The following is a 26601-nucleotide window of genomic DNA, read 5'->3' as shown; positions in this document are numbered from 1 at the left end:
ATCCTAAAGATCTAGAGCATCTAATTCCTTAAATACATTGATCACCGTTTGCACAGCATCTTTATAAAATTCTGGGTCTATATTTTCGAAGTCGTCCGTAGGTTTATGGTAATCCTCATGATCGGCTACACCAAAATATATAAACGGGATATTTGCTTTATGAAAAGCAGCATGGTCACTAGAATTTGTCCAGTTTTGTGCTTTGTCTAAACCTTCGTGACCAATTAAAAGATCAACTCTTCCAAAATCTTGAAAGTTGACTATTGTAGGTTTTATTTTAGGATATAGACTTGGGCCTACAGCAAAAAGCTGATTGTCCTCACTGCGACTGATCATGTCCATATTAAGATTTAAAACCATTTTATCTTTTGGAATTAAATTACTCTCAACAAAATGATAAGCTCCTTTTAAACCGAGTTCTTCAGCATCGAAAGCAGCTAAAATCACATTGTGGTTTGGAGGGTTTTCTTTTAAGTATTCTGCAAATGCAAATAGAGCACTTGTCCCAGAAGCATCATCATCCGCACCATTATATATTATACCGTCTTTAACACCTTCGTGATCATAATGTGCAGAAATAACTATGTACTTGTCGGTTGCCTTTTGACCTTTAATCAACCCTAAAACATTAGTGCCTTCGTAAGCTTTTATCTTGGTCTTGAAACTGAATGTCTGGATATAATCATCATCAATAGGCATCACATCTAATGCCTTAAATTGTTCTATAACATACTCCTTAGCTTTTATTCCACCAACGGTTCCTGTTCTTCGTCCTTCAAAGGCGTCCGAGGACAAGGTTTTAATATTGTTTATAAGGCCAACTTCATCAAAACTATAATTTTGAATGTCTTTTGTTACCGATGCATTTTCAGAAATTTGTCCGACACAAGACAAGCAAAATACGATACTAAGTAGGCTTAAGAATAGGTTTTTCACAGTTATAAAATTAGACCTTAAATCTAACAAAAAAATCCCGAGCAAAAAGGGCTTTGCTCAGGATATTATGCGTTAGTTTTATAAGTTTTCTGTTTTAGCCCTTTAAAGTAGCTGCCATATATTCTCTATTCATTCTTGCAATATTCTCAAGAGAAATTCCCTTTGGACATTCCACTTCGCAAGCACCAGTATTGGTACAGTTACCAAACCCTTCTTCGTCCATTTGTTTTACCATGTTCATAACACGGTCAGTAGCTTCTACCTGACCTTGAGGTAATAAGGCAAACTGAGACACTTTGGCACCTACAAACAACATCGCCGATGAGTTTTTACAACTTGCTACGCAGGCTCCACACCCAATGCACGTTGCTGCGCTAAAGGCATCATCTGCATCGTGTTTATTTACTGGGATAGCATTAGCATCTATAGTATTCCCAGATGTGTTTACAGAAATAAATCCTCCTGCATGTTGCACGCGATCAAAGGAACTTCTATCGACAATTAAATCCTTTATTACCGGAAACGATGTTGCTCTAAATGGCTCAATATATATGGTATCACCATCGTTAAAAGATCTCATGTGTAATTGACAGGTTGTAATATATCGATCCGGTCCGTGTGCACGTCCATTGATAAATAAAGAACAAGAACCACAAATTCCTTCTCTACAATCATGATCAAAAGCAACTGGAGATTCTCCTTTAGAAATCAATTCTTCATTTAACACATCTAACATCTCAAGAAAAGACATGTCTGGAGATATCTCGCTGATTTTATAATCAACCATTTTCCCTTTGTCATCAGCGTTCTGTTGGCGCCATATTTTTAACGTTAAATTCATAGCTGCTTTTTATTTATAACTTCTTTCTTTAACTTCTATATTTTCGTATTGCAAGTCTTCCTTATGAAGAACTGCATCTTTAGGCTCTCCTTTATACTCCCAGGCTGAAACGTATTGGAATTCTTTTCTACGCATAGCCTCACCTTCTTCGGTTTGATATTCTTCCCTAAAATGGCCACCAGCAGACTCTTCTCTCAACAAAGCATCTTTAGCAAATAATTCACCAAGTTCTAAAAAGTCTGATACCCGCAACGCTTTCGCCAATTCTTCATTATATTCTTCACTGGTTCCTGGCACTTTTACATCTTTCCAAAACTCAGCTCTTAACTCTGAAATCTCATTGATGGCAGATTTTAAATCTTCTGCATTACGAGCCATTCCACATTTATTCCACATAATTTTTCCTAAACGCTTATGGAAATGGTCTACAGAGTGTGTTCCGTTGTTGTTGATTAAATGATTAATAGTATCAACAACGTTTCTCTCAGCTTCATCAAATGCTTTTGAATCCGTTGGGATTTTTCCGGTACGAATATCATCAGCCAAATAATCTCCTATAGTATAAGGCAACACAAAATAGCCATCTGCTAACCCTTGCATTAATGCCGAAGCACCAAGTCGGTTTGCGCCATGATCTGAGAAATTAGCTTCACCAATACAGTATAAGCCAGGAACAGTTGTTTGAAGGTTGTAATCAACCCAAACACCTCCCATGGTATAATGAACCGCTGGATATATCATCATTGGAGTTTCATAAGGGTTCTCATCGACGATTTTCTCGTACATCTGGAATAGATTTCCATACTTAGCTCTAACAACCTCTTGCCCTAATTTTTTAATTAAAGCATCATCGTTTTCGTCTAAACCTTTTACGTGTGCTTGCTCCTTTCCATATCTCATAAATGCTGAAGCAAAGTCTAAATAAACGGCTTCACCCGTAGCATTAACTCCATAACCGGCATCACATCGCTCTTTTGCTGCTCTTGAAGCCACATCACGAGGCACTAAGTTTCCGAAGGCAGGGTAGCGTCTTTCTAAATAATAATCGCGATCCTCTTCTTTTATATCCGTTGGTTTTAATGTTTTATTTCTAATGGCCTCTACATCTTTTTTATGTTTTGGCACCCAAATTCGTCCATCGTTCCGCAAGGATTCTGACATTAGTGTTAATTTCGATTGGTGATCCCCAGAGACAGGTATACATGTCGGATGGATTTGAGTATAACAAGGGTTGGCAAAGTAAGCCCCACGTTTATGGGCTTTCCATGCTGCTGTTACATTACTCCCCATAGCATTTGTTGATAAGAAAAATACATTTCCGTAACCGCCTGTTCCTAAAACGACAGCATGAGCTGAATGCCTTTCAATTTTTCCTGTTACCAAATCTCGGGCTATTATTCCTCTTGCTTTTCCATCGACAACAACAACATCCAACATTTCGTGTCGGTTGTACATCTTAATCTTGCCACGTCCAATTTGGCGATTCATAGCAGAATATGCTCCCAAAAGTAATTGTTGACCTGTTTGTCCTGCCGCATAAAATGTTCTAGACACCAATACTCCACCAAACGAACGATTGTCTAACAATCCACCATACTCCCGGGCAAAAGGGACGCCTTGCGCCACACATTGGTCAATAATATTAGCCGACACTTCCGCTAAGCGATACACATTCGCTTCGCGCGAACGGTAATCTCCACCTTTAACAGTATCGTAAAATAATCGATATGTTGAATCACCATCCCCTTGATAATTTTTTGCCGCGTTAATTCCACCTTGTGCTGCAATGGAATGCGCACGTCTTGGTGAATCCTGAAAACAAAATGCCTTTACATTATATCCAAGCTCTGCTAAAGTTGCTGCTGCTGAACCTCCTGCTAACCCAGTTCCAACAACAATGACATCGATGAGACGCTTGTTAGCTGGATTAACTAAGTTGATATTATTTTTGTGATTAGTCCACTTATCTGCTAAAGGACCTTTTGGTATTTTTGAATCTAAAGCCATAGAACTATGATTTAGTGATTAAAATGATGATAAAGCGCAATAAATACAAACCCTAAGGGAATTCCGATTGCATATACTTTTGCAAAGCCTTTTAATCCTTTTGTGTATTTGTTATTTGCCCCTACAGACTGAAATGCCGAGCCAAACCCATGAAGCAAGTGTAAACATAGAAGCACAAAAGCTAAGACGTAAGCACCAACTCTTAATGGGCTTTCAAATTTATGGTGTAATTCTTCATAATATCTGTATCCTTCACCATCTGCTAAAAGACCCGACATGTCCCCTTGAATGTATTTGGTATTGATCTCAGGAATCCAGAAATCAATAAAATGAAGTACTAAAAAGGCTAGGATAACCAAACCACTCAATAGCATATTTCTACTCATCCAAGTAGAATTGGCACCACCAGTATTTTTTGCATAGCTGATTTTACGGGCACTTCTGTTTCGAGCTTCTAAAATAAAGCCCATTACAAAATGAAAAATGACTCCAAAGATTAAAATAGGCTGTAAAATATATTGAACCGCCCAAAATGTTCCCATAAAATGAGATACTTCATTAAAGGTATCTGGACTAAAGACGGATAAAATATTAATAGCAAAATGTTGCAGTAAAAAAACCATTAGGAAAAAAGCTGAAAGTGCCATCGCAAACTTTCTTCCTACCGAAGAATTTAGAATTCCGCTCATTGTAGATAATGTCTTATGTGTTAGTTACACAAAGGTACGGCGCAAATGACGTTTCTACAAAATGGCTAACATTAAATTAATTATTTAGAATGGTTTTAATCTAAAAATTGAATCTCGGATTGACCACCGTATTATAAATGGACCCGAATGAATAGCTAAACCCTACACTTACAAAATAATTATAGCCAGATTGTAATTGTTGCTGCTGCAATAGCAATTCTTCTAAAGAAACATCCCCGGCCGGAATGGTCACCTGATTTCGGGTGATACTATAACGTCCAAAAATGTCGAAATTAAACCCCTTGAATATTCTAATGTTGGCACCGAGAAAAAATCCTACTGAATATAATTCGGTGTCGTGGAGATATTGTTCAAAAGAAGCTTCTGCATTAAGGTTTCCCCATTCTTGATTGATGGCACCACCTAAAACAATGTTATGCTCCCAAAGATATTCTTCAGTTTCATTAAAAACGGTACGCTCAATGTAGTCATTAAAAACAATACCGTTTCTGTAAGATAATGTCAGAATCTTTTTGGCGGATTCATCATATTTAAAAAAATCGTACTCAATAGCGGGTTTAAAGCCCCAATACAAATCCCTATTACTAAATGTTGTTGTACCTATATCACCAAAAAAACCATAAGACCAATGCTGGTTGATGCTTATGACGTCGCTAATACTAATGCTTTTATTATTATTTATGGTTTTGATTTCTTCATCATCGAAAGAGAATGTGTTTTTATTTTCACTAAATCCAGCCCTTAAGAAAAATTTGTTTTTAGCTGTTACTCTTCTCGCCGAAAAATTGAAATTAAAATTACTGGAGTTATTTGTTTCTTGTCCATTTAACCTCCCTCTTGCGCTCAACCTAAAAAGCCAAAAATTCCACGGATCTTTTTGTTCAACTTTATTTTCCTCATTCTCTGGTGTTGGTACAGCAACAGAAACTTCGTCAATTGTCCCTTTTGCAATCCAGAACCTAACCAACCCAAGTTTTAGTTGTTCTAAAATCTTTTTTCTAACGTCATCGTCAGTCATGTTCGTATCTGTATTAAACAACAGTTTGTAATTAATGAGCTCAAATACATCCTTTCCAATAAAGTCAACTTCATAACTTCGCCCTCCACTACCATTTCTTTGGGTAGTAAAAAACAGGTGTACATCAGCTAAGCCTTGATCTCTTACAAACTGAACATTTCCAAGATTTTGACGCAAATAATTACTGTCACAAACATTACAGTCTAAAAAAATTCGAAGTTGTTGTGTGGTGTCTTCTTGAGCGTTTGCAGATAAAAACAAACAAAAGAAAGCAATGAAAGCGGGGTACTTTAGCATGGTTGATTGATGTCTTGATTAGGTTTGGGCAAATGTAGCCACCCTAATAACGACTAGCTTCCGCTTTTAGTTTCTTTTAACAGATGTTTTACATTTTTGACGCTTTTTTTACAATTGGCTAGTTAGAAACAGAAGGAATCAGTCCTCTAAGACCCATATCTACTACTTGTTCCCCCGCTGATGGTTCAAATTTACCGTCGACATTTACTTCGGTCCATTCAAAACTATTGTTGATTGAGAAAGATAAGGTTACTTCAACGTCGTTGGTTTCATTTCCTGTAATGGTAAAACCATTTTCAAATTCCCCTGTTACCACACAAGACCCTTGTGGTACTGGAGAGGTGTCAAACAAGGGATTAGGTACTGTTGTAGCACCTTCTGGAGCTTGTCCTTGGGCAGTAAAGCCTAATGCTTCAAATGCCCAAAAACCCTGTAACACATCATCATTCACTGTGAATTCGCTACCGTTTAAACTGAACGATGTAATGTAGTTGTTATACCCTAGAAAGCTGGCCAATCTCCCAGTAATATCAGTGTTATTTTCGTGTATTATAATATCCCCTTCTTGATAGGATAAGGAAACACGCACCCAATTATAAGCTCCAATAGACACTTCTTCTAGAGGAATACTCAAAAACACCCCATTATCCCCAGTTAAAATTGCATTTTGAAAATCAATAGCCAATTCCCCACCAGCCGTAGTCTCTGGCCCTTCATAAATAATTTCTCCTTGCCCAAGAAGCGTAGTGGCTGTTGGTGCAAATTCAATATAATTAGCGCTCATTTGCTGAATAACTGGGGTCTGAGCTGCATTACCCTGTGCAATACTTGCTGGTTGCCCTAAATTATTTAACCGTACTTGGTTAGAGTCAAACTTTAATTTTATAATTAAATTGGGGTTTGCTGTTGGTGTTGAGTCATCGCTAGAATTACAAGAAATAACAACCAGCATTAAGCACAACAAAAGTGGAGCAATTGGTTTCATAGGTTTTTGAATTTTATACGTATTAAGTAAAACTCAATTTTTACTATTTTATTTCAAGCTTGGCTTTACTATTATTGATTTCAATACTATAATTCCCTTTAGGCAAATAGTACTTTCCATTACTTGCTTTATTGATATCAATACTCGTGTCGGCTTTCATCAAAGCTTTTCTTCCTTTTTCAGTAAGCTCTAAATTGTAATCGATGTAATTGAACCCTTTATCAGTATTCACATTCATTGAATTTAATTCGGATCCATTTTCTGAAAGTATTTTAATCGTCTTTTCTCCCGAAGTCTTACTATAAAACTGAATTGTTGTAGATGGTTCGTAAGCCTCTAACCATTGACTCCATGAGCTTCCCCAACGAGAAGAATGGCGAATTGGGTCTATGTCGAAAAAGGTTATCGCATTGTTGTTAGGCTGATAGTCTTGTAGAGGTTCAACATTTGCCAAATATATACTTCTGCCGTGAGTTCCTATCAAAAGATCCTTTGCGTTTGGTTGAATTACCATGTCATGTACTGCAACATTCGGCAAGTCTTTAACAAACAAGTCCCAATTTTTACCCATGTCAAAAGACACATAGGCTCCATTGTCAGTTCCTAAGTAAAGGATGTTTTCATTTTCTGAATCTTCAATAATGACATTGACTGGTGATGCAGGTATATTACCGCTGATATCCGTCCAAGTTTGTCCATAGTTATCGCTCATATAGACATACGCCTTAAAATCATCCCATCGGTAGCCGTTAAGCGTTACATAAACACGCTCTTTTTTATGTTTTGAAGCGACCACACGACTGACCCATAAATCTTTAGGAAACGCACTGGATATATTAGTCCAACTGCCACCTGCATTTTTAGTAACATGTACCAAGCCGTCATCGCTTCCGGTGTAAATTAACCCAAATTGAAATGGGCTTTCACTAATTGTTGCTAATGTGCCATAAGCAACATTGCCTTTTTTCCCTCCTGTTGTTAAATCATCGCTAATGGCTTCCCAATCACTGCCTTGATTCATGGAACGCATCAGTTTATTGCCCCCTAAGTATAAGATATCTTGATTGTGCGGGGATAACAAAATAGGAGTTTGCCAATTGAAACGGTAAGGATTCTCACCCAAAGTGTGCTTTGGTTGAATATAGGTTCTATCTCCTGTTTCTAAATTCAAGCGATAATAATTTCCAAATTGAAAACCGGTATACACAATATCAGAATTACGATTATCAATCTGAACTTGCATGCCATCACCACCCATTATTGATTCCCAAGGGTATTGCCCTTGCTGGTGCCACGATTTATCCTCTCTTGCATTATGTGCGCCTTTCCAAACACCATTATCTTGCAAGCCGCCATAAACATTATAAGGTTTTTCGTTGTCAACATTTATAGCATAAAACTGCCCAACAGAAGGAGAGTTGTTTTTAATCCAGTTTTCTCCATCGTCATAGGTAATATTTACCCCACCGTCATTTCCGTTAATGAGGTGGTTCGGGTTTTTGGGGTTTATCCAAAGTGCATGATGATCCGCATGGACATTTTCTGCCGAAATAGAAGAAAAACTTTTTCCTCCATCTTTAGATTTTAAAATTGGAACGCCGTAAATGTAAATATGATCTTCATTAGCTGGGGACACATGAATGTGACCAAAATAATAGCCGTAACTGAAATAAATACCATCCAAAAAGTCTTCATGAGTCTTCTTCCAACTTTTACCTCCATCAGTACTTTTATACACTTCAGCTCCAACAACAGGTGTATCAAAAAGCATAGAGTTGGCATCTTCCAAATATTTAGCCAGATCAATAGGCTTTACATTACCTGAACGTACCATTTGCTTTACATTCTCGGCACGGTACTTTTCCTGAAAGTTATTGCTCTTTAAAAAATTGTTTAATTTTTTATCTTCTAATGCTAAAAAGTCTGAAGTGCTCATCGACTTAAAATCATCTTTAGTTAAAGTCCTTTTGCTTGCTGAGCTTTTCGAAGCATTATCTGGTCGTCTAAATTGACTGTCGTGTATGGCATAGATAGTATTGTCATCGTAAATAGCCACTCCTATACGTCCAACCCCTTCACCAATTGGGAAGCCGCTTTCTTCAGTTGAAACTTTAGTCCATGTTTTACCTGCATCTGTACTTTTATAGATTGCTGAATTATTCCCATTCCCAGAAAAATTCCATGCTTTACGGTCTTTGGCCCAGGATGTCGCGAACATAATATTGTAATTATCTGGGCTATGTCGCAAATCAATGATACCGCTCATGTCGTCTACAAAAAGGGTTCGATTCCATGTTGTTCCGCCATCCGTGGATTTATAAATACCTCGTTCTGTATTAGGTGAATATAAGTGCCCCGTGACACCAACAACAACGATATCTGGATTCTCTGGGTGAACTAGAATACGGCCTATATGATGACTATCTAAAAGCCCAACATTTATCCAAGACTTGCCATTATCTGTAGATTTTAATATTCCGATTCCTGCATAAGACGAACGTGACGCATTATTTTCACCCGTGCCCACATAAATGGTTCGCGTTGGCCAATGCGCAGCAATATCTCCAACATTTTGAGTGTCCGAATTATCTAAAATAGGTGTAAAGGTTGTTCCATTGTTTACCGTATGCCATACTCCTCCAGAAGCATAGGCCACGTAAAATTCTGAAGGCATGTCTGGATTAACATCTAAATCCACAACACGCCCACTCATAATCGTCGGTCCAATATTTTTAAATGGCACATTTTTTACTAAGGAATTTTCAGCCATCTGGCGCTTTTGTTCCAAAGCATTTTTAATCGTTTCAGCAGAAGTAGCAGGTTGTTGTGAAAATCCTAAAAAAGAAATAAATAATAGGGCAAGGGTACAGTTTTGTAATCTCATCTTTACGGTTAGTTTTTAATGTGATGAAATTAATCATTAAAAGGACGCCTTCAAAATTGACTGAGAAAGTTTAACAGCATAAAAAAAGCAGCTTTCTTAGAAAGCTGCTTTTATCCGCTATTATTTTTTTGGATTAATTGATTATTATCTTTTTTGTGGCTATAGCATTTTCGCCTTGTATTCTAAAAAAGTAAATCCCCGATCTCATTTGGTTAACCGAGATACGTTGTACTCCATAGCTTGTGTCTAATTGTATCGATTGAATTATTCTACCATTAATATCAATAATCTCAACAGACTCTATAGTTATCGGAGAATTATTCGATAGGTTTATAAAGTCACTAGCCGGGTTAGGGTATAATGAAATGCCCTCAGCCAATACATTATCCTCAGTGCCTAAAGAACAGGATGCAAAATTGGTCATTAATGGTTCACTACAAACCTGACTTGATGTACTTCTGGCTTGCAATTCATTTCCACCATCAATGTCATTTTGATCAAGATTACGTTTTGCCACACCATTAGAAACCGAATAGTGCATTATGGTGTTACTATCGATAACATGACCTAATTGGTGACCATGCCCTAACTCATGAACAGAAACTGTTTCGAAATCGTATTGACTTGCTGTCGGAGCACTTGTACTAAAGTTCCAGTTTGCAGTATCATCAAAAGCAATATCTAATTCGGTAACATACCAATCAATACCTCCACTACCATCAAAACAACCTGAGAAACGCGATGTACAACGTCCTAAGACTCCACCTGGCAATTCCGCACCATTATCAAATCGCACCACGTTGACACCATCACTGGCAATCACATCAACCGTCGTTGGGGAACCAACAGTCCAATTGATTTTTGAGTTACACCTCCATGTATCTAAAGATCTAACAAACGCGTCGTTTGCGGCAGTGTTAGCATCAAAATCCGTTTGCATTTGCCACTCGTACCCGCCATTGCCATCAGTATCGACATGTTGCAGAAAATAAGCGTATTGGGTTGTCCCTGGTGTTGGTGTGTATTCGGCATTACTATGCGCATACTCAACCGTTAAGCTCTGACCCGATACTTGGGTGCTTGTATCATCATGTCTAATTCTTATCGCTCCAGTACCTGCTTTGTCTGGTACCTCAACAACAATTTCTGTGTCTGACCAACTCATTATTTGAGACTCTAAAGCATCATAATAGAGCATTCCGCCATAATCTGAATTTGAAAACCCGACGTCACCCATTACAGTTCCAAAACCGCTACCAGTAATGGTAATCGTTGTTTTTGTTCCTGCCGTAGCAACCATAGGAGAGATATTTGTAACCGCTATAGCACTTCGGCTATTAGTGGTAGCCATACTTGCTCTTTTAGTATCCGGGTTAAAATCATTTAAAGACTGTAATTGACGTCCTGTTTTGTTCTGTAATTCCTGATATAATGTTGTTGTAATTCCATCGATACGCTCAACTGCACTTACAGCTCTATCCGTTTCAATATCGTATTGGTAAAAACCCTGTACGGAACTATGTGACCTGTAAGCCGGCAAAGTGGATGATCGTTGTAGTTGCTGAGAACTGTTGTTTAAAAAGAACACACCAATGCTATTGGTTTGCAAACTTAGACTTGGAGACACTATTTCCATTTCTAAGTCGACTGTACCTCCGCTGGTAATAATTTCAATCGTAGGCTGTACTTCTCCTTTAAAGGATTTGTACACCTCTACAGTATTTACTGTATAGATATTAGTTCTATCAGCATTCCAAAACGATGCTTTAGAAATCACTTTTCCTTCGACAATGGCATCAGAGTGACTCACTTGTTCGTCTAGTGTTAAAGGTTTAAGTGCGGCTTGCGACCAAGCTAATGTCGCAAAAGTTAGGGTGAAGAAGAGTGTAGAAACTCTTCTTACTAAAGTAGTGTTTTTCATTTTCGGTAGATTTAGGACAGGCAATATATGTCTTTTATCGTATTAATCAGTATTTAATCGATGAAATGTATTCATTTGTAGTAAAATTCATATTTTCATCGATATTTTTTGCATTTCGTCGGGCGAAAATAGTGGTCTTTTTTCAATTGAGCAATTTTAAAAAGTATTAAATACGAACAATTTTGTAGCTCTGGATGTTTCAAAAAATAGATTTAATCTGAAGCGACGCATTAGGTGTTGATTTTCAATAAACTAAAACTGTTCAGTTTTAAAATTCTTTCCCTATAAAACTGTTTATAACTGTCACCAGAGATTTTAAGATTTCCCTTTTTGGTGCCCTTCAGAATTCTTACTTTTGAAATCAACTTATACTATTTGATGTGCTGTTTAAATTACAGCAATTCAAATACCAAAATATTATCTCGATGAAATACACTCCAATAGATTCTAGTCTCTTTATAAAAAACCGTAAAAACTTTGCCAAGTTTATGCAACCGAGCAGTTTGGCGATATTCAATTCTAACGATATTTATCCGACTGGTGCAGACAGTACCTTGCCATTTGCACAGCATCGCGATATTTTTTATCTCAGTGGTGTGGACCAGGAAGAAAGTGTATTGGTCATTTTTCCGGATTGTCCAAAGGAAAAACATCGTGAGGTGTTGTTTTTAAAAGAAACCAATGAACACATTGCGGTTTGGGAAGGTGAAAAACTCACCAAGGACAAAGCCTTTGAAACCTCTGGTATTAAAACCGTGTATTGGTTAAAGGATATGGAAAAAGTGTTGTTTGAACTGATGACCCAATGCGACACCGTGTACCTCAACACCAACGAACATTACAGAGCAAGTATAGAAACCGAAACCCGTGAAGCCCGGTTTGCGAAGAAATTAAAAGACAAATATCCTGCACATAGTGTCGCTAAAAGCAATCCTATTTTACAACGCTTGCGTTCTGTAAAAGATCCTATAGAACTAGAGATTATGCAACAGGCTTGCGATATTACCGAAAAAGCCTTTCGTCGTATCTTAAAATTTACAAAACCTGGTGTTTGGGAATACAATCTCGAAGCCGAATTTATGCACGAGTTCCTCAACAACCGCTCTAAAGGGTTTGCCTATACTCCGATTATCGCTTCTGGAAACAATGCCAACGTGTTACACTATATTGAAAACAACCAACAATGTAAAGCTGGCGATTTAATATTAATTGATGCTGGTGCAGAATACGTCAACTACTCAAGTGATATGAGTCGTACGATTCCTGTTTCGGGAAAATTCACCGATCGTCAAAAAGAAGTGTATAACGCAGTCAATCGTGTAAAGGACGAAGCGACCAAAATGTTGATTCCTGGTGCGTATTGGGAGCAATACCATGTAGAGGTTGGTAAACTGATGACCTCAGAACTTCTAGGTTTAGGATTACTAGATAAAGCCGATGTCCAAAACGAAAACCCAGATTGGCCAGCATACAAAAAATACTTTATGCATGGCACGTCTCACCATATTGGTTTAGACACGCACGATTATGGTTTACTACACGAACCGATGCAAGCCAATATGGTCTTTACCGTTGAGCCTGGTATTTATATCCCAGACGAAGGTTTTGGTATCCGTTTAGAAGATGATGTCGTAATCCAAGAGTCTGGTGAGCCATTTAATTTGATGCGTAATATCCCAATTGAAGTTGAAGAGATTGAGGAGATTATGAATTCTTGAGTTTTATCATAATCAATAAAATCTTAGTAATAATTTGAGATTATTACCTAATTTCGGTATCTTTCTCAAATTATTACTAAGATTATGACCTTATCTGATTATATAAATCAACGCTTATCCTACGAAGAATATGCATTCTCGTTAGATGAACTCCAATCAAATAGTGATAAAAGTGAAGTTGCCATTACAAGAGAACTCTCAAGACATGTTAAAAAAGGAGATATAATAAGTCTTAGAAAAGGTTTCTATCTTATAATTCCTCCTCGCTATTCAACATCTGGAAAAGTTCCTATTCAACTTTATGCCGAAAAACTTTTCAAGTACCTCAATAGAGATTATTATCTCGGATTCTACACCGCAGCAAAATTTCATGGTGCGAGTCATCAACAAATCCAAAGTGATTATGTAATGATAGAACAGCCCAAGCTTTACAATACTAAAAAAGACAATGTTCATATTAACTTTATCACAACTTCAAAGTGGCCAAAAAACAACATCATAAAAAAAACAGGAGACGCTGGTTTTTTTAATATTTCAAGTCCTGCGTTAACAGCCATAGACCTTATCCATCACCAAACTAAATTGGGTGGTCTTAATAGAATGTTAGCTGTTTTAGAAGAGCTGTTAGAAGCCATCACTTTAACAGATGTTGAAAATGTTTTACGTTGGTATCCTTATAAAAGCACCTTACAACGATTTGGGTTTTTATTGGATGAGTTGGGAGCGGATGCACAAATCACACAACCTATAATAGAGCATCTTAGGGAAAAACCGTATTACCCTGTGTTGCTTTCGCCTAGATCGCAACAAAAAGCAGGAGCTGTAGATACTATTTGGAAGGTGGACGTTAATATTAAATTAGAAAGCGACTTATGATTCCCAAGCCTTTTATAGCGAAATGGCAATCCCAAGCTCCTTGGAAAGAATTTGCCCAAGTAGAGCAAGATTTGGTGATTAGCAGAGCTTTGGTTGCCATTTTTTCTAATGATTTTCTTAATAAACATTTGGCGTTTAGAGGCGGAACTGCTTTACATAAGCTCTACCTCAATCCTGCTCCACGCTATTCTGAAGATATTGATTTGGTACAGATAAAACCAGGACCTATAAAACCTATTATGAAACGGTTAGGTGAAGTCATTACTTTTATTGACCAGCCAAGACGCACCCAAGTTAAAGGCCATGGCGCAAAAGCATTGTACAGGTTTACCTCAGAATACGAAGGCATTCCGCTACGTCTAAAATTAGAAATTAACTGTAAGGAACATTTTAATGTATTGGATTGGGTAAGTTTTCCTTTTAAGGTGGAAAGTGAATGGTTTACTGGTAGTGCAAATATTAGAACCTATAGCATCAACGAACTTTTGGGCACAAAGTTAAGGGCTTTGTACCAACGGAGCAAAGGACGCGATTTGTTTGATTTAGATTACTCAAGACGAAACATAAAGATTGATATAGACGAGATAATACACTGCTTTAAAGTCTATACAGAATTCTCAACAGGTAACAGACCACCAAGCCAAAAAGAGTTTCTATTAAATATGGAACAAAAAGAGCAAAACCCAGATTTTATTGGCGATATGGAAGCGCTTTTAAGACCCGAAATTACATATATCCAAGAGGAAGCTTTTAGTTGGTTGAAATCTGAGGTGGTTAGTAGGATGTAGTTTTATTAATATTGTATTTTGGGGATTGAGGAGATTATGAATGCTTAAGACCTATAGGTTAATTTGGAATTGAATTCTTTTATTTCTTATAATTTTTTCAAGTTCTTCTATTGTTAACATTGAATAAGAAGGGGACTTTTCGTTTAAACAAACAAAGCAAAATCTAAATTTATCACCTAACAGTTTTCCAAAATTGAATTCATTTTCAGTTGCTCCAAAAAAGAATCCTTTTGGGTTTTCAGGTAAATATTTTTTGGTTGTTTTTAATTCAACAAAGAGAATTTCATCCAAATGAGTTTCTATGTAACCTTTCTCAAAAATTATCCCTTTCAGTTTTGGTATATAAACCATGTCAAAAGACTGTAAGTAACTATATGGAATATTAACTCTATCCAATAGTTCCTTCTTCATGTCCTTATCTATTTTAAAAAAGCCTGTTTGCTCTTCAATAAGGTAGTTTATGCCTTGCTTTTCCGTAGCATTATTTGATAATGTCAATTTAAAAGAATCCTTTCTTGACATTATTGGCTTGTTTTTATTTGGTAATCATTGAAACTAAGTTTTGGATTCTGATTCTTAAAATCAAGTAATTCAGAAACATCGATTTCAAAAGCTTTAGCAAAAACTAAAATATTAGTAAGTGAAATATTTCGTTCACCTCTCTCAATCATTCCAATATATGTCCTATGAAAACCTGTTAAAAAAGATAGTTTCTCTTGACTTAGTCCTGCCTTAGTTCTTAGATGTCGAACTCGGTTACCAAATTCTTGAAGTATGAATTGATTTATCATAAATCAAAACTATACTTATTGTATGCGGCATTCAACATACAATAAGTATCAATATTGAGATAAGAAATTTACATCTTTACCATACTCTTCTCAAAAACATACCGCTGTAACTTCTGCAAACTCTCCAGCTTATCACTGGTATTGACCAAAAGGGAGATATTGTTATTACTACCACCATAGGCAATCATACGCACATTCACATCTTGTAGCACCTGGAAGAGTTCTGGCGTATCTGGGTGGTAAATGATATGATGGCCTACCAAACAGACAATACTCATGTAATCATCCACCTCAACGGTAGCAAATTCTTGTAATTCTGCTGTAATGGCTTCCAGGTTTGTGGTATCGTCAATGGTTAAGGATACGGCAATTTCGGAGGTGGTAATCATATCAATGGACGTTTCATAACGCTCAAAAATTTCAAATACCTTCTTTAAAAAGCCATGCGCCAATAGCATACGTACCGACTTTATTTTTATGGCTGTAATGCCATCCTTTGCGGCTATAGCCTTAATACCTTCACCATTTACTTGGTTAGTGATTAATGTGCCATGAGCCTCTGGTGCCATGGTGTTTTTTAGTCGTAGTGGAATATCTAAACTGCGCACTGGCATTACGGTTTGTGGATGCAAAATCTTGGCACCAAAATAAGCGAGCTCAGCAGCTTCATCATAAGATAAATGCGACAGCGCTTGTGTATCGTTAACATAACGAGGATCGTTATTGTGGAAGCCGTCAATATCTGTCCAAATCTGTACTTCTTTGGCTTGGACTGCTGCACCAAGAATGGTCGCTGTATAATCACTTCCGCCACGTTGTAGGTTCGTTATTTGTCCTTCGGCATCGAGACAGATAAAACCTTGGGTGATGTACATATCGGCATCTGGAGTTGCCTCTAACAATCGTGTTAGATTTTGTTGTATGTAGAAATTATCTGGCTCATGACTTCGGTCAATACGCATAAATTCTAGTGCAGGGAGCAACACAGCATTAATTCCTTCTTGCTGTAATAATCTGCTAAACATATACGTGGATAGCAATTCCCCCGTAGCCAGTACAGTATTATTTATAGTTTGTGTGAAGGGCTCGTTGACAAGGTCTAATACCAATTTAAAAGACCTGTTGACATAAGCACTCACGGCTTTACGTGGGTCTTCGTTTTGCAGTAAATCGTAAACTGTAGCATTGTAGGATTCATTCAACTGACGAATCTGTTCTATAGCCTGGTTGGTCTTTCCTTGTTCCATAAGCCCAGAGATTTCAACCAAAGCATTGGTGGTGCCAGACATGGCAGATAGCACTACAATTTTTTGTTCATTGTCTGCTGTAATAATATCCTTAACATGGTTCATGTTTATTACTGAACCAACCGATGTGCCGCCAAACTTATATACTAACATGATTAAAACATTTTAGGACGCAAAAATAAGTGAGCTTTAAGGCCAACACCTAATAAATAAAAGAATTAGTTTATTTTTGCACAGATTGTTAATTAAATAACAAGTGATTGCTGAGGTTCTCGAAGTTACGATAGGAAATACTAGACATTTCGAGAGCACTTCGATAAACTCTGTGTAAGACCTCAATGTCCATAAGCATTAACAAAAATTAACTAGTAAAATGAAAACCATAGCCTCTTGTGTTGAGGAAATACTCATTACACAGCCCTTTTTAGAAGAAGCCCTTTTTAGGCAGATCATTAATTTTTCGGCGTTATCCGAAGAATTGCAACAGCCCATAAGCAAAATGCTTAGAAAGCCTGTAAAAACAGGTGCCATAATGATGGCCTTGCGTCGGTATAATCCACCTACACATTTGCGCCAGTCTCAAAAACTTAAAGGTGTTTTAAACCAACTGGGCGATATTACCGTTCGTTCTAATTTGGAAGACTTTACATTTCAGAATTCGGACACCTTGGTTAAAAGTCATGCTAAGGTTCTTGAAAATTTTAATCCAAAGGCGTTTTATGGATTCTCTAGGGGAATTTATGAAAGTAATATTGTGGTTTCGACCTCCGAAAGGCAAAAGGTCATAGATAATTTTAAGGCAGAAACGATGATTGGCTCGCAAGATAATTTATCGGCCATCAGCATTCGATTACCAGAAAACAACTCTAAGATTTCTGGATTGTATTATCAAATTTTTAAGCGTTTTGCTTGGGAAGGGATTGCACTCTACGAGGTGATATCTACGACTAATGAGTTTACTGTTCTTGTTGAAAATCATTTAGTGGATCAGGCCTTTTCTGCGATTAAGAATTTGAATAACAATTAAATTATTGAGTACTTTTTTTCACCCCTAAAGTCCCCTCAAGGGGACAATTGTTGTAATCAGCCAATCAGAAAAGTTGAAGATTAATGACTTTAAACAAAATCTATTGCACCTTTGTTTTCTCTTAGTATTTTAATTGGGACTTTAGGGGTGTTTTTCTATAAGAGTTATTGCTTATATACAAACAACCGCTCGATACTTTCTTTAGGTGACAAATTCTCTGCATGCCAAGAAAAGGTCGTTTTTGCTCCTTTTTCCCAAATGCATTTAAAATCATTTGGAGCAGCATACTCACTTATAAAAACGGTTTGTCCATCCTTAGATTTTTCCCTGCACCATTGCCAGAATTGCTCGTGGTCAAAGTCGTCTTTATATTTTGTTGTTGATGCGTAGGGCGGATCGCAATACACGATGCTATTAGCTGGTATTTCTAATTCTAAATAGGATTTACAAGACAGCTCAACTCCTTTTAGTTTGGGGACTTGCTTTGTGATATTTCGGTAATGCTCGGACCAATAATCGCGCTTGCCTTCCTTATCTCGTCGATAGCCTGCAAACCATTTGCCGCCAAACGAATTGAAGCCCACATAACCCACAAGATGTTTCGGATAATCGTCTTGGTGGTATTTTATCGCCTTATATTCTGTCTCACTTACGGATTTCGGTGGATCCCAATGTTCATAGATTAAAGCATGCCACATTGCCATTAATTCTTCGTGCTGGTCATTGGCAATTCGTAATCCATCTACTTTGTCAATCATGTTCATACCACCAGCAAAAGGTTCTACATAGGCCTGCCCCTGTTTTCTATCCTTCAATAGTATCGGCAATAAATCTTTGGCAAAGCGCGCTTTGCTTCCCATGTACTTCATTTTACTTCCTGTTTAAACGTTGTAAAAATAACGTAGCTAGAAAAACGGTAAACGCAGGAATTACCCAACCCAAATTATACTTTGCCAATGGAATAATAGCCACAATGGGTTGAATCGTTTCAGGAGGAACCAAAAAACTGAGGACATCTGGTAAACTGAACATAAACGTAGTGATAACTACTGCTCTAAACACTAGTTTAGTAGCATACCTGTCTGGGACCACGTTGAGCAATATCAATACAATTGTTATAGGATAAATGAACATCAGTATCGGTAAAGCGACCATAATGATGGTGCCAAAATCTAACTGACCTACAACCACACCTAATACAGATGCAATAATAGCCGTTACAACAAATACGGTTTGCGAGTTGCCCAATAAGCCTTTAAAATAATCGGCGGTACCAGCCACAATACCAATGGCTGTGGTAAAACAAGCTAATGAGATAAGAATACTCAGCACCGTATTTCCAAACGTCCCTAAAGCCGAAATACTAATGCCTCTCAATAAATTAGCACGTTGCATATCGCTACTTAATGTGTCGTCGATATTGATTTCTGTACCGTAGTAGGCCCCAACCGAAATTAATCCGGCGTAGATTACAAAAAGACCAAACCCTGCGATAAAGCCTGCGCGTCTAATTAAAGCTCGTTTGGCATCAAAAGCGTCTACAGAAACATTTTTAAAGTTCAGTGATACTATTATTACCGCACCTACGACGACTGCGCCAATAGCATCAAACGTTTGGTAACCTTCCAATAAGCCACTAACCAATGGCACCTCTAGAGTTGGGGAATTAGGCAAACTACTGGAGTATAAGCCAATACTTATAACCATTAAAAGCATAATGACAATCAACGGGGTCAAAAACTTTCCGATAAGACTTAAAATTTTAGAACGATTTAAGACGAAGACCAAAACCAACGCGAAATAAATAAGGCTCGTTAACAATGGACTTGTTCCAAAGGCAGGATGAATAGCAATCTCATGTGTTGCAGAAGCTGTTCTGGGAGACGGAATTGCTGCCGAAATCACATACACTAAAATACAATAGACATAACTGAATGTCGGGGACACCTTCTTGGCAAAATCGAACATGGTGCCCTGTAATTTGGCATGGGCTAAAATTCCTATAATAGGAATAAGCACAGCCGTAACCATAAACCCTATGGAAACCCAAAGCCAATCTTCACCAGCAGTGTATCCTAAAAGAGGTGGCAACAATAAATTCCCAGCCCCAAAGAATAATGAAAACAAAGCAAAACTGGTGACTAGGAGTTCTTTTCTTTTATACACTATTGTGTTTTTTATTGTAGATAAGCACCAAATATAGTAAAATGTACTAATGAAGTAAGCCCTACCAAAACCTAAATTTTATCTTTGTTCTAATGACTATAGCGTATAAAAATAGTAAGGTTTATTTCACTGATTCTAAAAACGGGATTCCTGTTGTTTTTCTTCATGGCTTTTTGGAAAACAGTAGCATGTGGCATACTCTTATTGAAGCACTACCCTCAACGTATCGTTTTGTATGTATAGACCTTCCTGGCCATGGCAAAACAGACAATTTTGGATATATCCATACGATGGAAGATATGGCTGAGATGGTATATTTTGTTTTGAAACACCTTAAAATTGAATCGGCTTTTATGATTGGTCATTCCATGGGCGGTTATGTGGCTTTGGCTTTGGCCGAGACCCATCCTGAAGTATTTAGAGGTCTTTGTTTGATGAATTCAACATTTGAAGCTGACAACAAGGAAAGAAAATTACTAAGAACGCGCGCAAACAAAATGGCCCAAACCAATTTTGAAAATTTAGTGAAAATGTCCTTCGCCAATTTATTTGCCCCAGAAAGTAAATTAAAGCACAAGACTGAATACGAAAAAGCATTGTCCGAAGCACTAAAAACATCTCCTCAAGGTTATATCGCTGCACAGGAAGGCATGAAATTAAGACCCAATCGATTAAAGGCTTTAGAAGCACTAAAAGCAAAAAAACTTATTATTTATGGTCTTAAAGACCCCGTAATTAATGGCGAATCCATGAGAGAAAATCTCTCAGAAACCGATGTTAAATACGAAGAGGTTTCCGAGGGTCACATGAGTCATATTGAAAATAAATCAGAATTATCTTACATAATAAATCATTTCATCGAATAATTAAGCATAAAAACTTGTATTTTCATTTATTTTAAATAAGTTTAAGGACTAAACCTAGAGATTATGAAAAACTCTACACAACCTCTTAAGCCAAATAAACTGTTATGTGACGTCTTCGGTCATAAGTACGAGATGTCCAAACAGGTGACCTATCATGTTAAGGAATATACATGCAAGTGTTGTAAAAAGGAATTAACTACCGATAGTAATGGCCGCCTAACTGAACTGACGCCCAAGTTTAAAGATATTAATTCTGTTTTGGCGCGTATCTACAGCAATAAGCTATCAAGAATGAAACAAAGGCGCTTCTCCACTTCTGCAGCTTAATTTTTTTAGAATAAGAGTATCTTAACATAATAAATTTTTCTCTTTCATATTTTATGTTATACTATCAGTTGTAAAACCCCAAAAACAATTAATAGCACTACATGAAGCATATACTTTGCTCCACCTTTGGACACCAATACAAGATTACCAAACACATTACAGATTACGTAAAAGAATATGAATGTGCACGTTGTAAAAATCGTGCCACTATAAATAGTCTTGGTCATTTAATTAAATTGACCAAAAAGAGAAAAGATATTAATTCTACTTTAGAAGATTTCTTCAAAAAAAGGAAGGAGAAGAAAAAAGAACTTAGTCATTCTCATTAAAGCTCTTCCAGCCTTTTGCAATGATTGGAATTTTAGTTTCCGCCCGCGTAACCAAATGAGCACCCTTACTCTCTTCTGTCATATACCCAATAACGGTTAAATTAGGGTTGCCTTTTATTTTTGGAAAATCATCTTGTGAAATGGTCATCAATAATTCATAATCCTCTCCACCATTTAGAGCAATCGTTGTACTATCGATATTAAACTCTTCACACGTTGAAATCACCTGGGGATCTAATGGTATTTTATTCTCATACAAATCACAGCCTACTTTGCTGTGTTTACATAAATGAAGAATTTCGGAAGATAAGCCATCACTTATATCAATCATACTTGTTGGCTTTACTTTTAAATCTTTTAGTAAAGCAACAATATCTTTTCTGGCTTCAGGTTTTAATTGTCGCTCAACAATGTAGGTGTACATCGATAAATCTGGTTGATTATTTGGGTTGACTTTAAACACTTCTTTTTCGCGTTCAAGAACTTGAAGCCCCATATAAGCACCACCCAAATCACCAGTAACCACCAATAAGTCGTTTGGTTTAGCACCATCTCTGTAAACAACAGATTCGCTCTCAACCTCTCCAACTGCTGTTACTGAAATAATAAGTCCAGAGGTTGAAGACGTTGTGTCACCACCAACAACGTCGATATTATAAATTTTTGCTGCATGTTGAATGCCAGCGTACAATTCTTCTAAAGCTTCCAAAGGAAAACGATTAGAAACTGCGATAGAAACGGTAACTTGAGTCGGAGTGGCGTTCATGGCACAAACATCCGAAAGATTAACCATAATTGCCTTATAGCCTAGATGTTTTAAAGGCACGTAACTTAAATCAAAATGCACCCCTTCAACTAACATATCTGTAGTCAATACAACCTGATTCTTTTTAAAATCTAAAACTGCGGCATCATCACCGATACTTTTAATCGTAGATTTTTGAGTGATTTCAAAACGTTCCGTTAAATGTTCAATTAACTTAAACTCACCGAGTTCACTCAAAGGGGTCCGTTGAGGGTTCTTATCTTCTATCATGCTGCAAAAATATTGTGCTTTTTATAATTATCGCATACTTTTATTGTGTTATTTCGTTTTATAGTACCCTGAAAATCCCAAATTTGAAGTAAATTGCAAAAAACTGAACCTATGAAATTCTCTAAATCCCTAATACTAATCTTAACTTTAGGTACATTCTTAACCATGTTAAACTGTGGTGATGACGATGAACCAACGCCCCCAACAGTTGTAGATACTGATAGTGATGGTAGAGAAGATGCTGCTGACAATTGCCCTAACGTTCCAAACCCTGATCAATTTGATACGGATGGAGACGGCATTGGCGATGTCTGTGATGACGATGATGATAATGATGGAGAACCAGATGTTAGTGACAACTGTCCTTTAACATCTAACGCTAATCAATTAGATACTGATAATGACGGTGTTGGGGACGCTTGTGATGACGATGATGATGGCGATGGTGTTTTAGATGAAGATGATAACTGTCCATTGATCCCAAATGCAGACCAAGCTGATGATGACAATGATGGAGTAGGTAATGTGTGTGACGAAACAGCTACTGGTAATACTGAACCTTTATTTAGATGTGTTGGTGGTTTAGCCGGGCCTTATCCATGTGATGGTTTAGATGTACTATCTATAATTAATATTGATACTTTAGGCGGAAACCCTTCAGTAGAAGGAAGTGATATTTGGGGTTGGACTGACACTTCAACGGGTGACGAATATGCTTTAATTGCCTTAAGTAATAGCACTGCCTTTGTCAATGTAACAGACCCATTGAATCCTATTTTTCTCGGTCGATTAAATTCTAATTCATCATCAAATGTTTGGCGAGATGTTAAAGTTTATAATGACTATGCGTTTATAGTTGCGGATGGTGTTGGTCCACATGGCATGCAGGTGTTTGATTTAACCAAACTCAGAGGTCTGACGTCAGAACAGTCTTTTTCATCCGATGCAGTTTATAATGGAGTAGGAAGTTGCCATAACATTGTGATTAATGAATCTGAAGCAGTTGCTTACTTAGTAGGTTGTAGTTCCACAAATGGCGGAGGCCCAATTTTTATAGATATTTCCAACCCCTTGAGTCCAACATTTTTAGGGGATTATACAGCGGGAGGCTATTCTCACGATGCACAGGTTATAACGTATAACGGTCCAGACTCGGATTACACAGGTAAAGAAATCTATGTAGGAAGCAATGGAAATTCAGATCGAGTCGTCATATTAGATGTTACGGATAAATCTAATGTCGTTCCGATAAGTGACTTTACCTATCCACAAACAGCATATGCGCATCAAGGGTGGTTTACGGAAGACCAGGCTTATTTTATATTAGGGGACGAACTCGATGAGACTGGCTTTGGTTTTAATACCAAAACATTGGTCTTTGATTTTACAGATTTAGACAACCCTTCATTGTCGTCCACCTACACAGGACCTACGGCTGCTATTGACCATAATGGATATGTATTAGGAAACGAGTACTACCTTGCAAATTATAGAGCGGGTATGCGAATTTTAGATATCTCGAATATTGCTGCGGCTACTAACTCGATGACAGAAACTCATTTTATAGATACCTTCCCATCTAGTAATAGTGCAAACTTCAATGGCACATGGAGTGTCTATCCTTATTTTGCAAGTGGTAACATTATTATAAGCGATATAGAAGGAGGCCTTTTTATAGTGCGAAAAAGCGAATAACTATGTTGGCCAAAAACATACAGCTACTATGTATTGGCGTGTTCTTATTGTTTTTCAATTGTAAAAATGATGATTCAAATAATTCCCCGCTTCTACCTAATTCGGGTACTATTGAATTTGTAAAAACATTCGGAGGGTCTCAAAACGATAGTGGTCAATCTGTTGTTAATACTAATGATGGCGGTTACGCTGTGTTGGGGTTTACTCAAAGTAGTGATGGTGACATCGCAGACACACAAAATCAAAGTTTTAAGTATTGGCTCCTTAAATTTTCGGTGTCCGATGACCTTGAATGGTCAAAAACCTATGGTGGATCAAGTGACGATAGAGGAAGAGATTTAATTCAGACAAGTGATGGTGGCTATGCTATATTAGGCTCAAGCAATAGTAATGACGAAGATGTTACTGAAAATTTTGGTTCAGCGGATTATTGGTTAGCTAAGTTAGATGCAACAGGAAACATTTCTTGGCAAAAGTCATTTGGGTTTCAAGGCAACGATAATGGCATTTCTGTGATACAAACAAACGACCAAGGTTATTTAATTACAGGTGTTTTAGATGTCACAGCTTCAGGGGGTGAGGGCAATACAAACAGAAACGCTTTAAGACATGCTGGCGGAGATTATTGGGCCATAAAATTAGATACAGCTGGCAGTTTAGAATGGAGTCGCTATTTCGGGGGAAATTTTACGGATACCCCTGAAGGTGTAGCTCAAACGGAAGACAATGGGTTTATCATTGCAGGAGGTTCAGACAGTGCTGACACGGATATATCAAATAATATTGGATCTTATGACTTTTGGGTCGTTAGGATTTCAGCAACTGGCGAATTAGTTTGGGAGAATTCTTTTGGAGGTGAAGAAATTGATGAAGCTAGAGCCATTGTAAAATCTGGTGATGGTAATTTTATTATCGTCGGAGATACCAGAAGTAGCACAAATGACGTTTCTTCTAATAATGGTGCTGCTGATTTGTGGCTTATAAAAATATCACCAGAAGGCGAATTAATTTGGGAAAGAGCCATAGGAGGTACAAGTTTTGATGTTGCTCGTGATATAGTGAAAACTCAAGACAATGGGTTTTTACTAGCTGGAAGTTCTCGCAGTAGTGACGGAGACGTTGCTCAAAACAAGGGGCAAAACGACGCTTGGGTTTTAAAGGTCAATTCAGATGGCAACTTATTATGGGAAACCTCAATAGGCGGATTTGATATTGATTTTGCTTATGGAGTTGCACAACTAAATGACGGCTCGGTAATTGCTGTTGGCGACACCAATAGTAATGATGGGGATATTATAGAAAATAAAGGGTTTTCGGACTTGCTTCTTGCAAAGCTGAAAAAATAAAAAATGGACAAATGAAAAAGATATTTGCCCTATTTCTAGCTATAGGAATGGTTACTTTATCGTGCAGTGAAGATGCGGACGACAATAGCGTTGCCAATAGTATTGTAACATTTAAATTTACTCACAACTGGGATGGTGAGGTTGTTACCAATACAGATTTTAATACCATCAAATTCACAAATGCCAATGGTGAAATGCTCAGCATAGAGCGTTTACGCTATCTGGTTTCAGATATTACATTGACCACAAGTCAAGGTGAAAGCCTTGTTTTAGATCTTTATAGTCTAGTTGACGTTACAGAAGGAAATAACTTAAGTTTTACACCTCTTTCTTCTATTCCTGTTGGCGAATATAGCAATGTATCTTTTACATTTGGGTTTGACAATGAAGATAATTCTGAAAATTATACAGACTTAAATTCTGCCTCATTTAACGTTCCTGAAATGTTGGGAGGTGGCTATCATTACATGCAGTTTGATGGGAAGTTTATCAATTCTAATTCTGAAGAGCAAGGGTTTAACTATCATGCCATAAGAGCTGTCGATAATCCGGGGGATAATCCAACATTTCCTCAAGACACCTTTTTTAGAGTAGATTTAGGCCCAGTGACCATAGCTAGCGATACTGAGATCGAAGTTAAAATGAATATCTCTGAATGGTTTAAAAACCCTAATCTATGGGATTTGAATCAACTCAATTCTGTTTTAATGCCAAATTCTTCAGCCCAAATAATGATGTCTGAAAATGGCAGAAATGTCTTTAGCATAGGTACAATAATTCAATAATAAAC

At 37.3% G+C, this 26601-nt stretch carries 23 protein-coding genes; 9 read left to right on the top strand and 14 right to left on the bottom strand.

Translation table 11 applies throughout. From position 1 onward, the window contains the following. Positions 1-3 precede the first annotated feature (3 nt). From ACFEMA_RS02045 to ACFEMA_RS02010, 8 genes are all read right to left on the bottom strand, one after another. Positions 4-936, bottom strand: a complete 933-nt coding sequence (locus tag ACFEMA_RS02045) for a M28 family peptidase (RefSeq protein ID WP_411766298.1) — start codon at positions 934-936, stop codon at positions 4-6. A 94-nt stretch (positions 937-1030) separates the two neighbouring features. Next, positions 1031-1777 (bottom strand): succinate dehydrogenase/fumarate reductase iron-sulfur subunit, encoded by a 747-nt coding sequence (locus ACFEMA_RS02040; RefSeq protein ID WP_411766297.1) that lies wholly within the window; start codon positions 1775-1777, stop codon positions 1031-1033. Between the two features lie 9 nt (positions 1778-1786). Beyond that, positions 1787-3784, bottom strand: a complete 1998-nt coding sequence (locus ACFEMA_RS02035) for a fumarate reductase/succinate dehydrogenase flavoprotein subunit (protein ID WP_411766296.1) — start codon at positions 3782-3784, stop codon at positions 1787-1789. Positions 3785-3795: 11 nt separating this feature from the next. Next, positions 3796-4473, bottom strand: coding sequence for a succinate dehydrogenase cytochrome b subunit (locus ACFEMA_RS02030; RefSeq protein WP_411766294.1), 678 nt, complete (start codon positions 4471-4473; stop codon positions 3796-3798). 100 nt (positions 4474-4573) lie between these two features. Then, a complete protein-coding gene (locus tag ACFEMA_RS02025) occupies positions 4574-5809 on the bottom strand; it encodes a hypothetical protein (protein WP_411766293.1) in 1236 nt (411 codons plus the stop codon). Between the two features lie 118 nt (positions 5810-5927). Then, positions 5928-6794: a hypothetical protein gene (locus ACFEMA_RS02020; protein ID WP_411766292.1), complete on the bottom strand. Its 867-nt coding sequence runs from the start codon at positions 6792-6794 to the stop codon at positions 5928-5930. A 43-nt stretch (positions 6795-6837) separates the two neighbouring features. Next, positions 6838-9678 carry a WD40/YVTN/BNR-like repeat-containing protein gene (locus ACFEMA_RS02015; RefSeq protein WP_411766291.1) on the bottom strand — a complete coding sequence of 947 codons (2841 nt, stop codon included), beginning with the start codon at positions 9676-9678 and terminating at the stop codon, positions 6838-6840. Between the two features lie 133 nt (positions 9679-9811). Further along, on the bottom strand, positions 9812-11599 hold the full coding sequence (locus ACFEMA_RS02010) for a T9SS type A sorting domain-containing protein (RefSeq protein ID WP_411766290.1): 1788 nt from the start codon (positions 11597-11599) through the stop codon (positions 9812-9814). Positions 11600-12024: 425 nt separating this feature from the next. On the opposite strand from ACFEMA_RS02010, the gene ACFEMA_RS02005 reads away from it, so the two are divergent. The 3 genes from ACFEMA_RS02005 (at position 12025) to ACFEMA_RS01995 (ending at position 14981) form a co-directional block, all read left to right on the top strand. After that, positions 12025-13317: an aminopeptidase P family protein gene (locus ACFEMA_RS02005; protein WP_411766289.1), complete on the top strand. Its 1293-nt coding sequence runs from the start codon at positions 12025-12027 to the stop codon at positions 13315-13317. Positions 13318-13401: 84 nt separating this feature from the next. Then, positions 13402-14193 (top strand): type IV toxin-antitoxin system AbiEi family antitoxin domain-containing protein, encoded by a 792-nt coding sequence (locus ACFEMA_RS02000; RefSeq protein WP_411766288.1) that lies wholly within the window; start codon positions 13402-13404, stop codon positions 14191-14193. Further along, on the top strand, positions 14190-14981 hold the full coding sequence (locus ACFEMA_RS01995) for a nucleotidyl transferase AbiEii/AbiGii toxin family protein (RefSeq protein ID WP_411766286.1): 792 nt from the start codon (positions 14190-14192) through the stop codon (positions 14979-14981). Before ACFEMA_RS02000 ends, ACFEMA_RS01995 begins: the two co-directional genes overlap by 4 nt. Positions 14982-15032: 51 nt before the next feature. Here the strand turns inward: ACFEMA_RS01995 and ACFEMA_RS01990 are convergent, their stop codons facing one another. From ACFEMA_RS01990 to ACFEMA_RS01980, 3 genes are all read right to left on the bottom strand, one after another. Next, complete coding sequence (locus ACFEMA_RS01990; protein ID WP_411766285.1) at positions 15033-15503, bottom strand: hypothetical protein; 471 nt, start codon at positions 15501-15503, stop codon at positions 15033-15035. After that, positions 15503-15772 (bottom strand): helix-turn-helix domain-containing protein, encoded by a 270-nt coding sequence (locus ACFEMA_RS01985; RefSeq protein ID WP_411766284.1) that lies wholly within the window; start codon positions 15770-15772, stop codon positions 15503-15505. Before ACFEMA_RS01985 ends, ACFEMA_RS01990 begins: the two co-directional genes overlap by 1 nt. Positions 15773-15840: 68 nt before the next feature. After that, complete coding sequence (locus ACFEMA_RS01980) at positions 15841-17172, bottom strand: aspartate kinase (protein ID WP_411766283.1); 1332 nt, start codon at positions 17170-17172, stop codon at positions 15841-15843. Between the two features lie 220 nt (positions 17173-17392). Between ACFEMA_RS01980 and ACFEMA_RS01975 the strand changes: the two genes are divergently transcribed. Further along, positions 17393-18046, top strand: a complete 654-nt coding sequence (locus tag ACFEMA_RS01975) for a hypothetical protein (RefSeq protein WP_411766282.1) — start codon at positions 17393-17395, stop codon at positions 18044-18046. Positions 18047-18210: 164 nt separating this feature from the next. On the opposite strand, the gene ACFEMA_RS01970 is transcribed toward ACFEMA_RS01975, so the two are convergent. Beyond that, positions 18211-18915, bottom strand: coding sequence for a DNA adenine methylase (locus tag ACFEMA_RS01970; RefSeq protein WP_411766281.1), 705 nt, complete (start codon positions 18913-18915; stop codon positions 18211-18213). A 1-nt stretch (position 18916) separates the two neighbouring features. After that, positions 18917-20212 carry a branched-chain amino acid transport system II carrier protein gene (gene brnQ, locus ACFEMA_RS01965; protein WP_411766280.1) on the bottom strand — a complete coding sequence of 432 codons (1296 nt, stop codon included), beginning with the start codon at positions 20210-20212 and terminating at the stop codon, positions 18917-18919. A 92-nt stretch (positions 20213-20304) separates the two neighbouring features. On the opposite strand from brnQ, the gene ACFEMA_RS01960 reads away from it, so the two are divergent. Together ACFEMA_RS01960 and ACFEMA_RS01955 are read left to right on the top strand one after the other, a co-directional pair. Further along, positions 20305-21078, top strand: coding sequence for an alpha/beta fold hydrolase (locus ACFEMA_RS01960; protein WP_411766279.1), 774 nt, complete (start codon positions 20305-20307; stop codon positions 21076-21078). Between the two features lie 63 nt (positions 21079-21141). Beyond that, entirely contained in the window at positions 21142-21405 is a 264-nt protein-coding gene (locus ACFEMA_RS01955; protein ID WP_411766277.1) for a hypothetical protein, read from the top strand. A gap of 312 nt (positions 21406-21717) precedes the next feature. Here ACFEMA_RS01955 and thiL read toward each other — a convergent pair whose 3' ends face one another. Continuing rightward, on the bottom strand, positions 21718-22770 hold the full coding sequence (gene thiL, locus ACFEMA_RS01950) for a thiamine-phosphate kinase (RefSeq protein WP_411766275.1): 1053 nt from the start codon (positions 22768-22770) through the stop codon (positions 21718-21720). A gap of 111 nt (positions 22771-22881) precedes the next feature. Here thiL and ACFEMA_RS01945 point away from each other — a divergent pair, with 111 nt between their 5' ends. From ACFEMA_RS01945 to ACFEMA_RS01935, 3 genes are read left to right on the top strand one after another with little or no spacing between them, the layout of a single operon-like run. Next, entirely contained in the window at positions 22882-24465 is a 1584-nt protein-coding gene (locus ACFEMA_RS01945) for a choice-of-anchor B family protein (protein ID WP_411766274.1), read from the top strand. 2 nt (positions 24466-24467) lie between these two features. Continuing rightward, positions 24468-25811: a hypothetical protein gene (locus ACFEMA_RS01940; protein WP_411766273.1), complete on the top strand. Its 1344-nt coding sequence runs from the start codon at positions 24468-24470 to the stop codon at positions 25809-25811. Positions 25812-25822: 11 nt separating this feature from the next. After that, positions 25823-26596, top strand: a complete 774-nt coding sequence (locus ACFEMA_RS01935; RefSeq protein WP_411766272.1) for an MbnP family protein — start codon at positions 25823-25825, stop codon at positions 26594-26596. The last annotated feature ends 5 nt before the right edge of the window (positions 26597-26601 follow it).

It is taken from the genome of Winogradskyella sp. A3E31 (assembly GCF_046720935.1).
Taxonomy (GTDB): domain Bacteria; phylum Bacteroidota; class Bacteroidia; order Flavobacteriales; family Flavobacteriaceae; genus Winogradskyella.
The sequence above is the reverse complement of the archived record's forward strand: the minus strand, read 5'-3'. Positions and strand labels throughout refer to the sequence as shown.

Bases quoted from the DNA above. Each gene is read 5' to 3' on its own strand.
- ACFEMA_RS02040 (WP_411766297.1), bottom strand. From the start codon at position 1,777: ATGAATTTAACGTTAAAAATATGGCGCCAACAGAACGCTGATGACAAA.
- ACFEMA_RS02035 (WP_411766296.1), bottom strand. From the start codon at position 3,784: ATGGCTTTAGATTCAAAAATACCAAAAGGTCCTTTAGCAGATAAGTGG.
- ACFEMA_RS02030 (WP_411766294.1), bottom strand. From the start codon at position 4,473: ATGAGCGGAATTCTAAATTCTTCGGTAGGAAGAAAGTTTGCGATGGCA.
- ACFEMA_RS02025 (WP_411766293.1), bottom strand. From the start codon at position 5,809: ATGCTAAAGTACCCCGCTTTCATTGCTTTCTTTTGTTTGTTTTTATCT.
- ACFEMA_RS02020 (WP_411766292.1), bottom strand. From the start codon at position 6,794: ATGAAACCAATTGCTCCACTTTTGTTGTGCTTAATGCTGGTTGTTATT.
- ACFEMA_RS02015 (WP_411766291.1), bottom strand. From the start codon at position 9,678: ATGAGATTACAAAACTGTACCCTTGCCCTATTATTTATTTCTTTTTTA.
- ACFEMA_RS02010 (WP_411766290.1), bottom strand. From the start codon at position 11,599: ATGAAAAACACTACTTTAGTAAGAAGAGTTTCTACACTCTTCTTCACC.
- ACFEMA_RS02005 (WP_411766289.1), top strand. From the start codon at position 12,025: ATGAAATACACTCCAATAGATTCTAGTCTCTTTATAAAAAACCGTAAA.
- ACFEMA_RS02000 (WP_411766288.1), top strand. From the start codon at position 13,402: ATGACCTTATCTGATTATATAAATCAACGCTTATCCTACGAAGAATAT.
- ACFEMA_RS01995 (WP_411766286.1), top strand. From the start codon at position 14,190: ATGATTCCCAAGCCTTTTATAGCGAAATGGCAATCCCAAGCTCCTTGG.
- ACFEMA_RS01990 (WP_411766285.1), bottom strand. From the start codon at position 15,503: ATGTCAAGAAAGGATTCTTTTAAATTGACATTATCAAATAATGCTACG.
- ACFEMA_RS01985 (WP_411766284.1), bottom strand. From the start codon at position 15,772: ATGATAAATCAATTCATACTTCAAGAATTTGGTAACCGAGTTCGACAT.
- ACFEMA_RS01980 (WP_411766283.1), bottom strand. From the start codon at position 17,172: ATGTTAGTATATAAGTTTGGCGGCACATCGGTTGGTTCAGTAATAAAC.
- ACFEMA_RS01975 (WP_411766282.1), top strand. From the start codon at position 17,393: ATGAAAACCATAGCCTCTTGTGTTGAGGAAATACTCATTACACAGCCC.
- ACFEMA_RS01970 (WP_411766281.1), bottom strand. From the start codon at position 18,915: ATGAAGTACATGGGAAGCAAAGCGCGCTTTGCCAAAGATTTATTGCCG.
- ACFEMA_RS01960 (WP_411766279.1), top strand. From the start codon at position 20,305: ATGACTATAGCGTATAAAAATAGTAAGGTTTATTTCACTGATTCTAAA.
- ACFEMA_RS01955 (WP_411766277.1), top strand. From the start codon at position 21,142: ATGAAAAACTCTACACAACCTCTTAAGCCAAATAAACTGTTATGTGAC.
- thiL (WP_411766275.1), bottom strand. From the start codon at position 22,770: ATGATAGAAGATAAGAACCCTCAACGGACCCCTTTGAGTGAACTCGGT.
- ACFEMA_RS01945 (WP_411766274.1), top strand. From the start codon at position 22,882: ATGAAATTCTCTAAATCCCTAATACTAATCTTAACTTTAGGTACATTC.
- ACFEMA_RS01940 (WP_411766273.1), top strand. From the start codon at position 24,468: ATGTTGGCCAAAAACATACAGCTACTATGTATTGGCGTGTTCTTATTG.
- ACFEMA_RS01935 (WP_411766272.1), top strand. From the start codon at position 25,823: ATGAAAAAGATATTTGCCCTATTTCTAGCTATAGGAATGGTTACTTTA.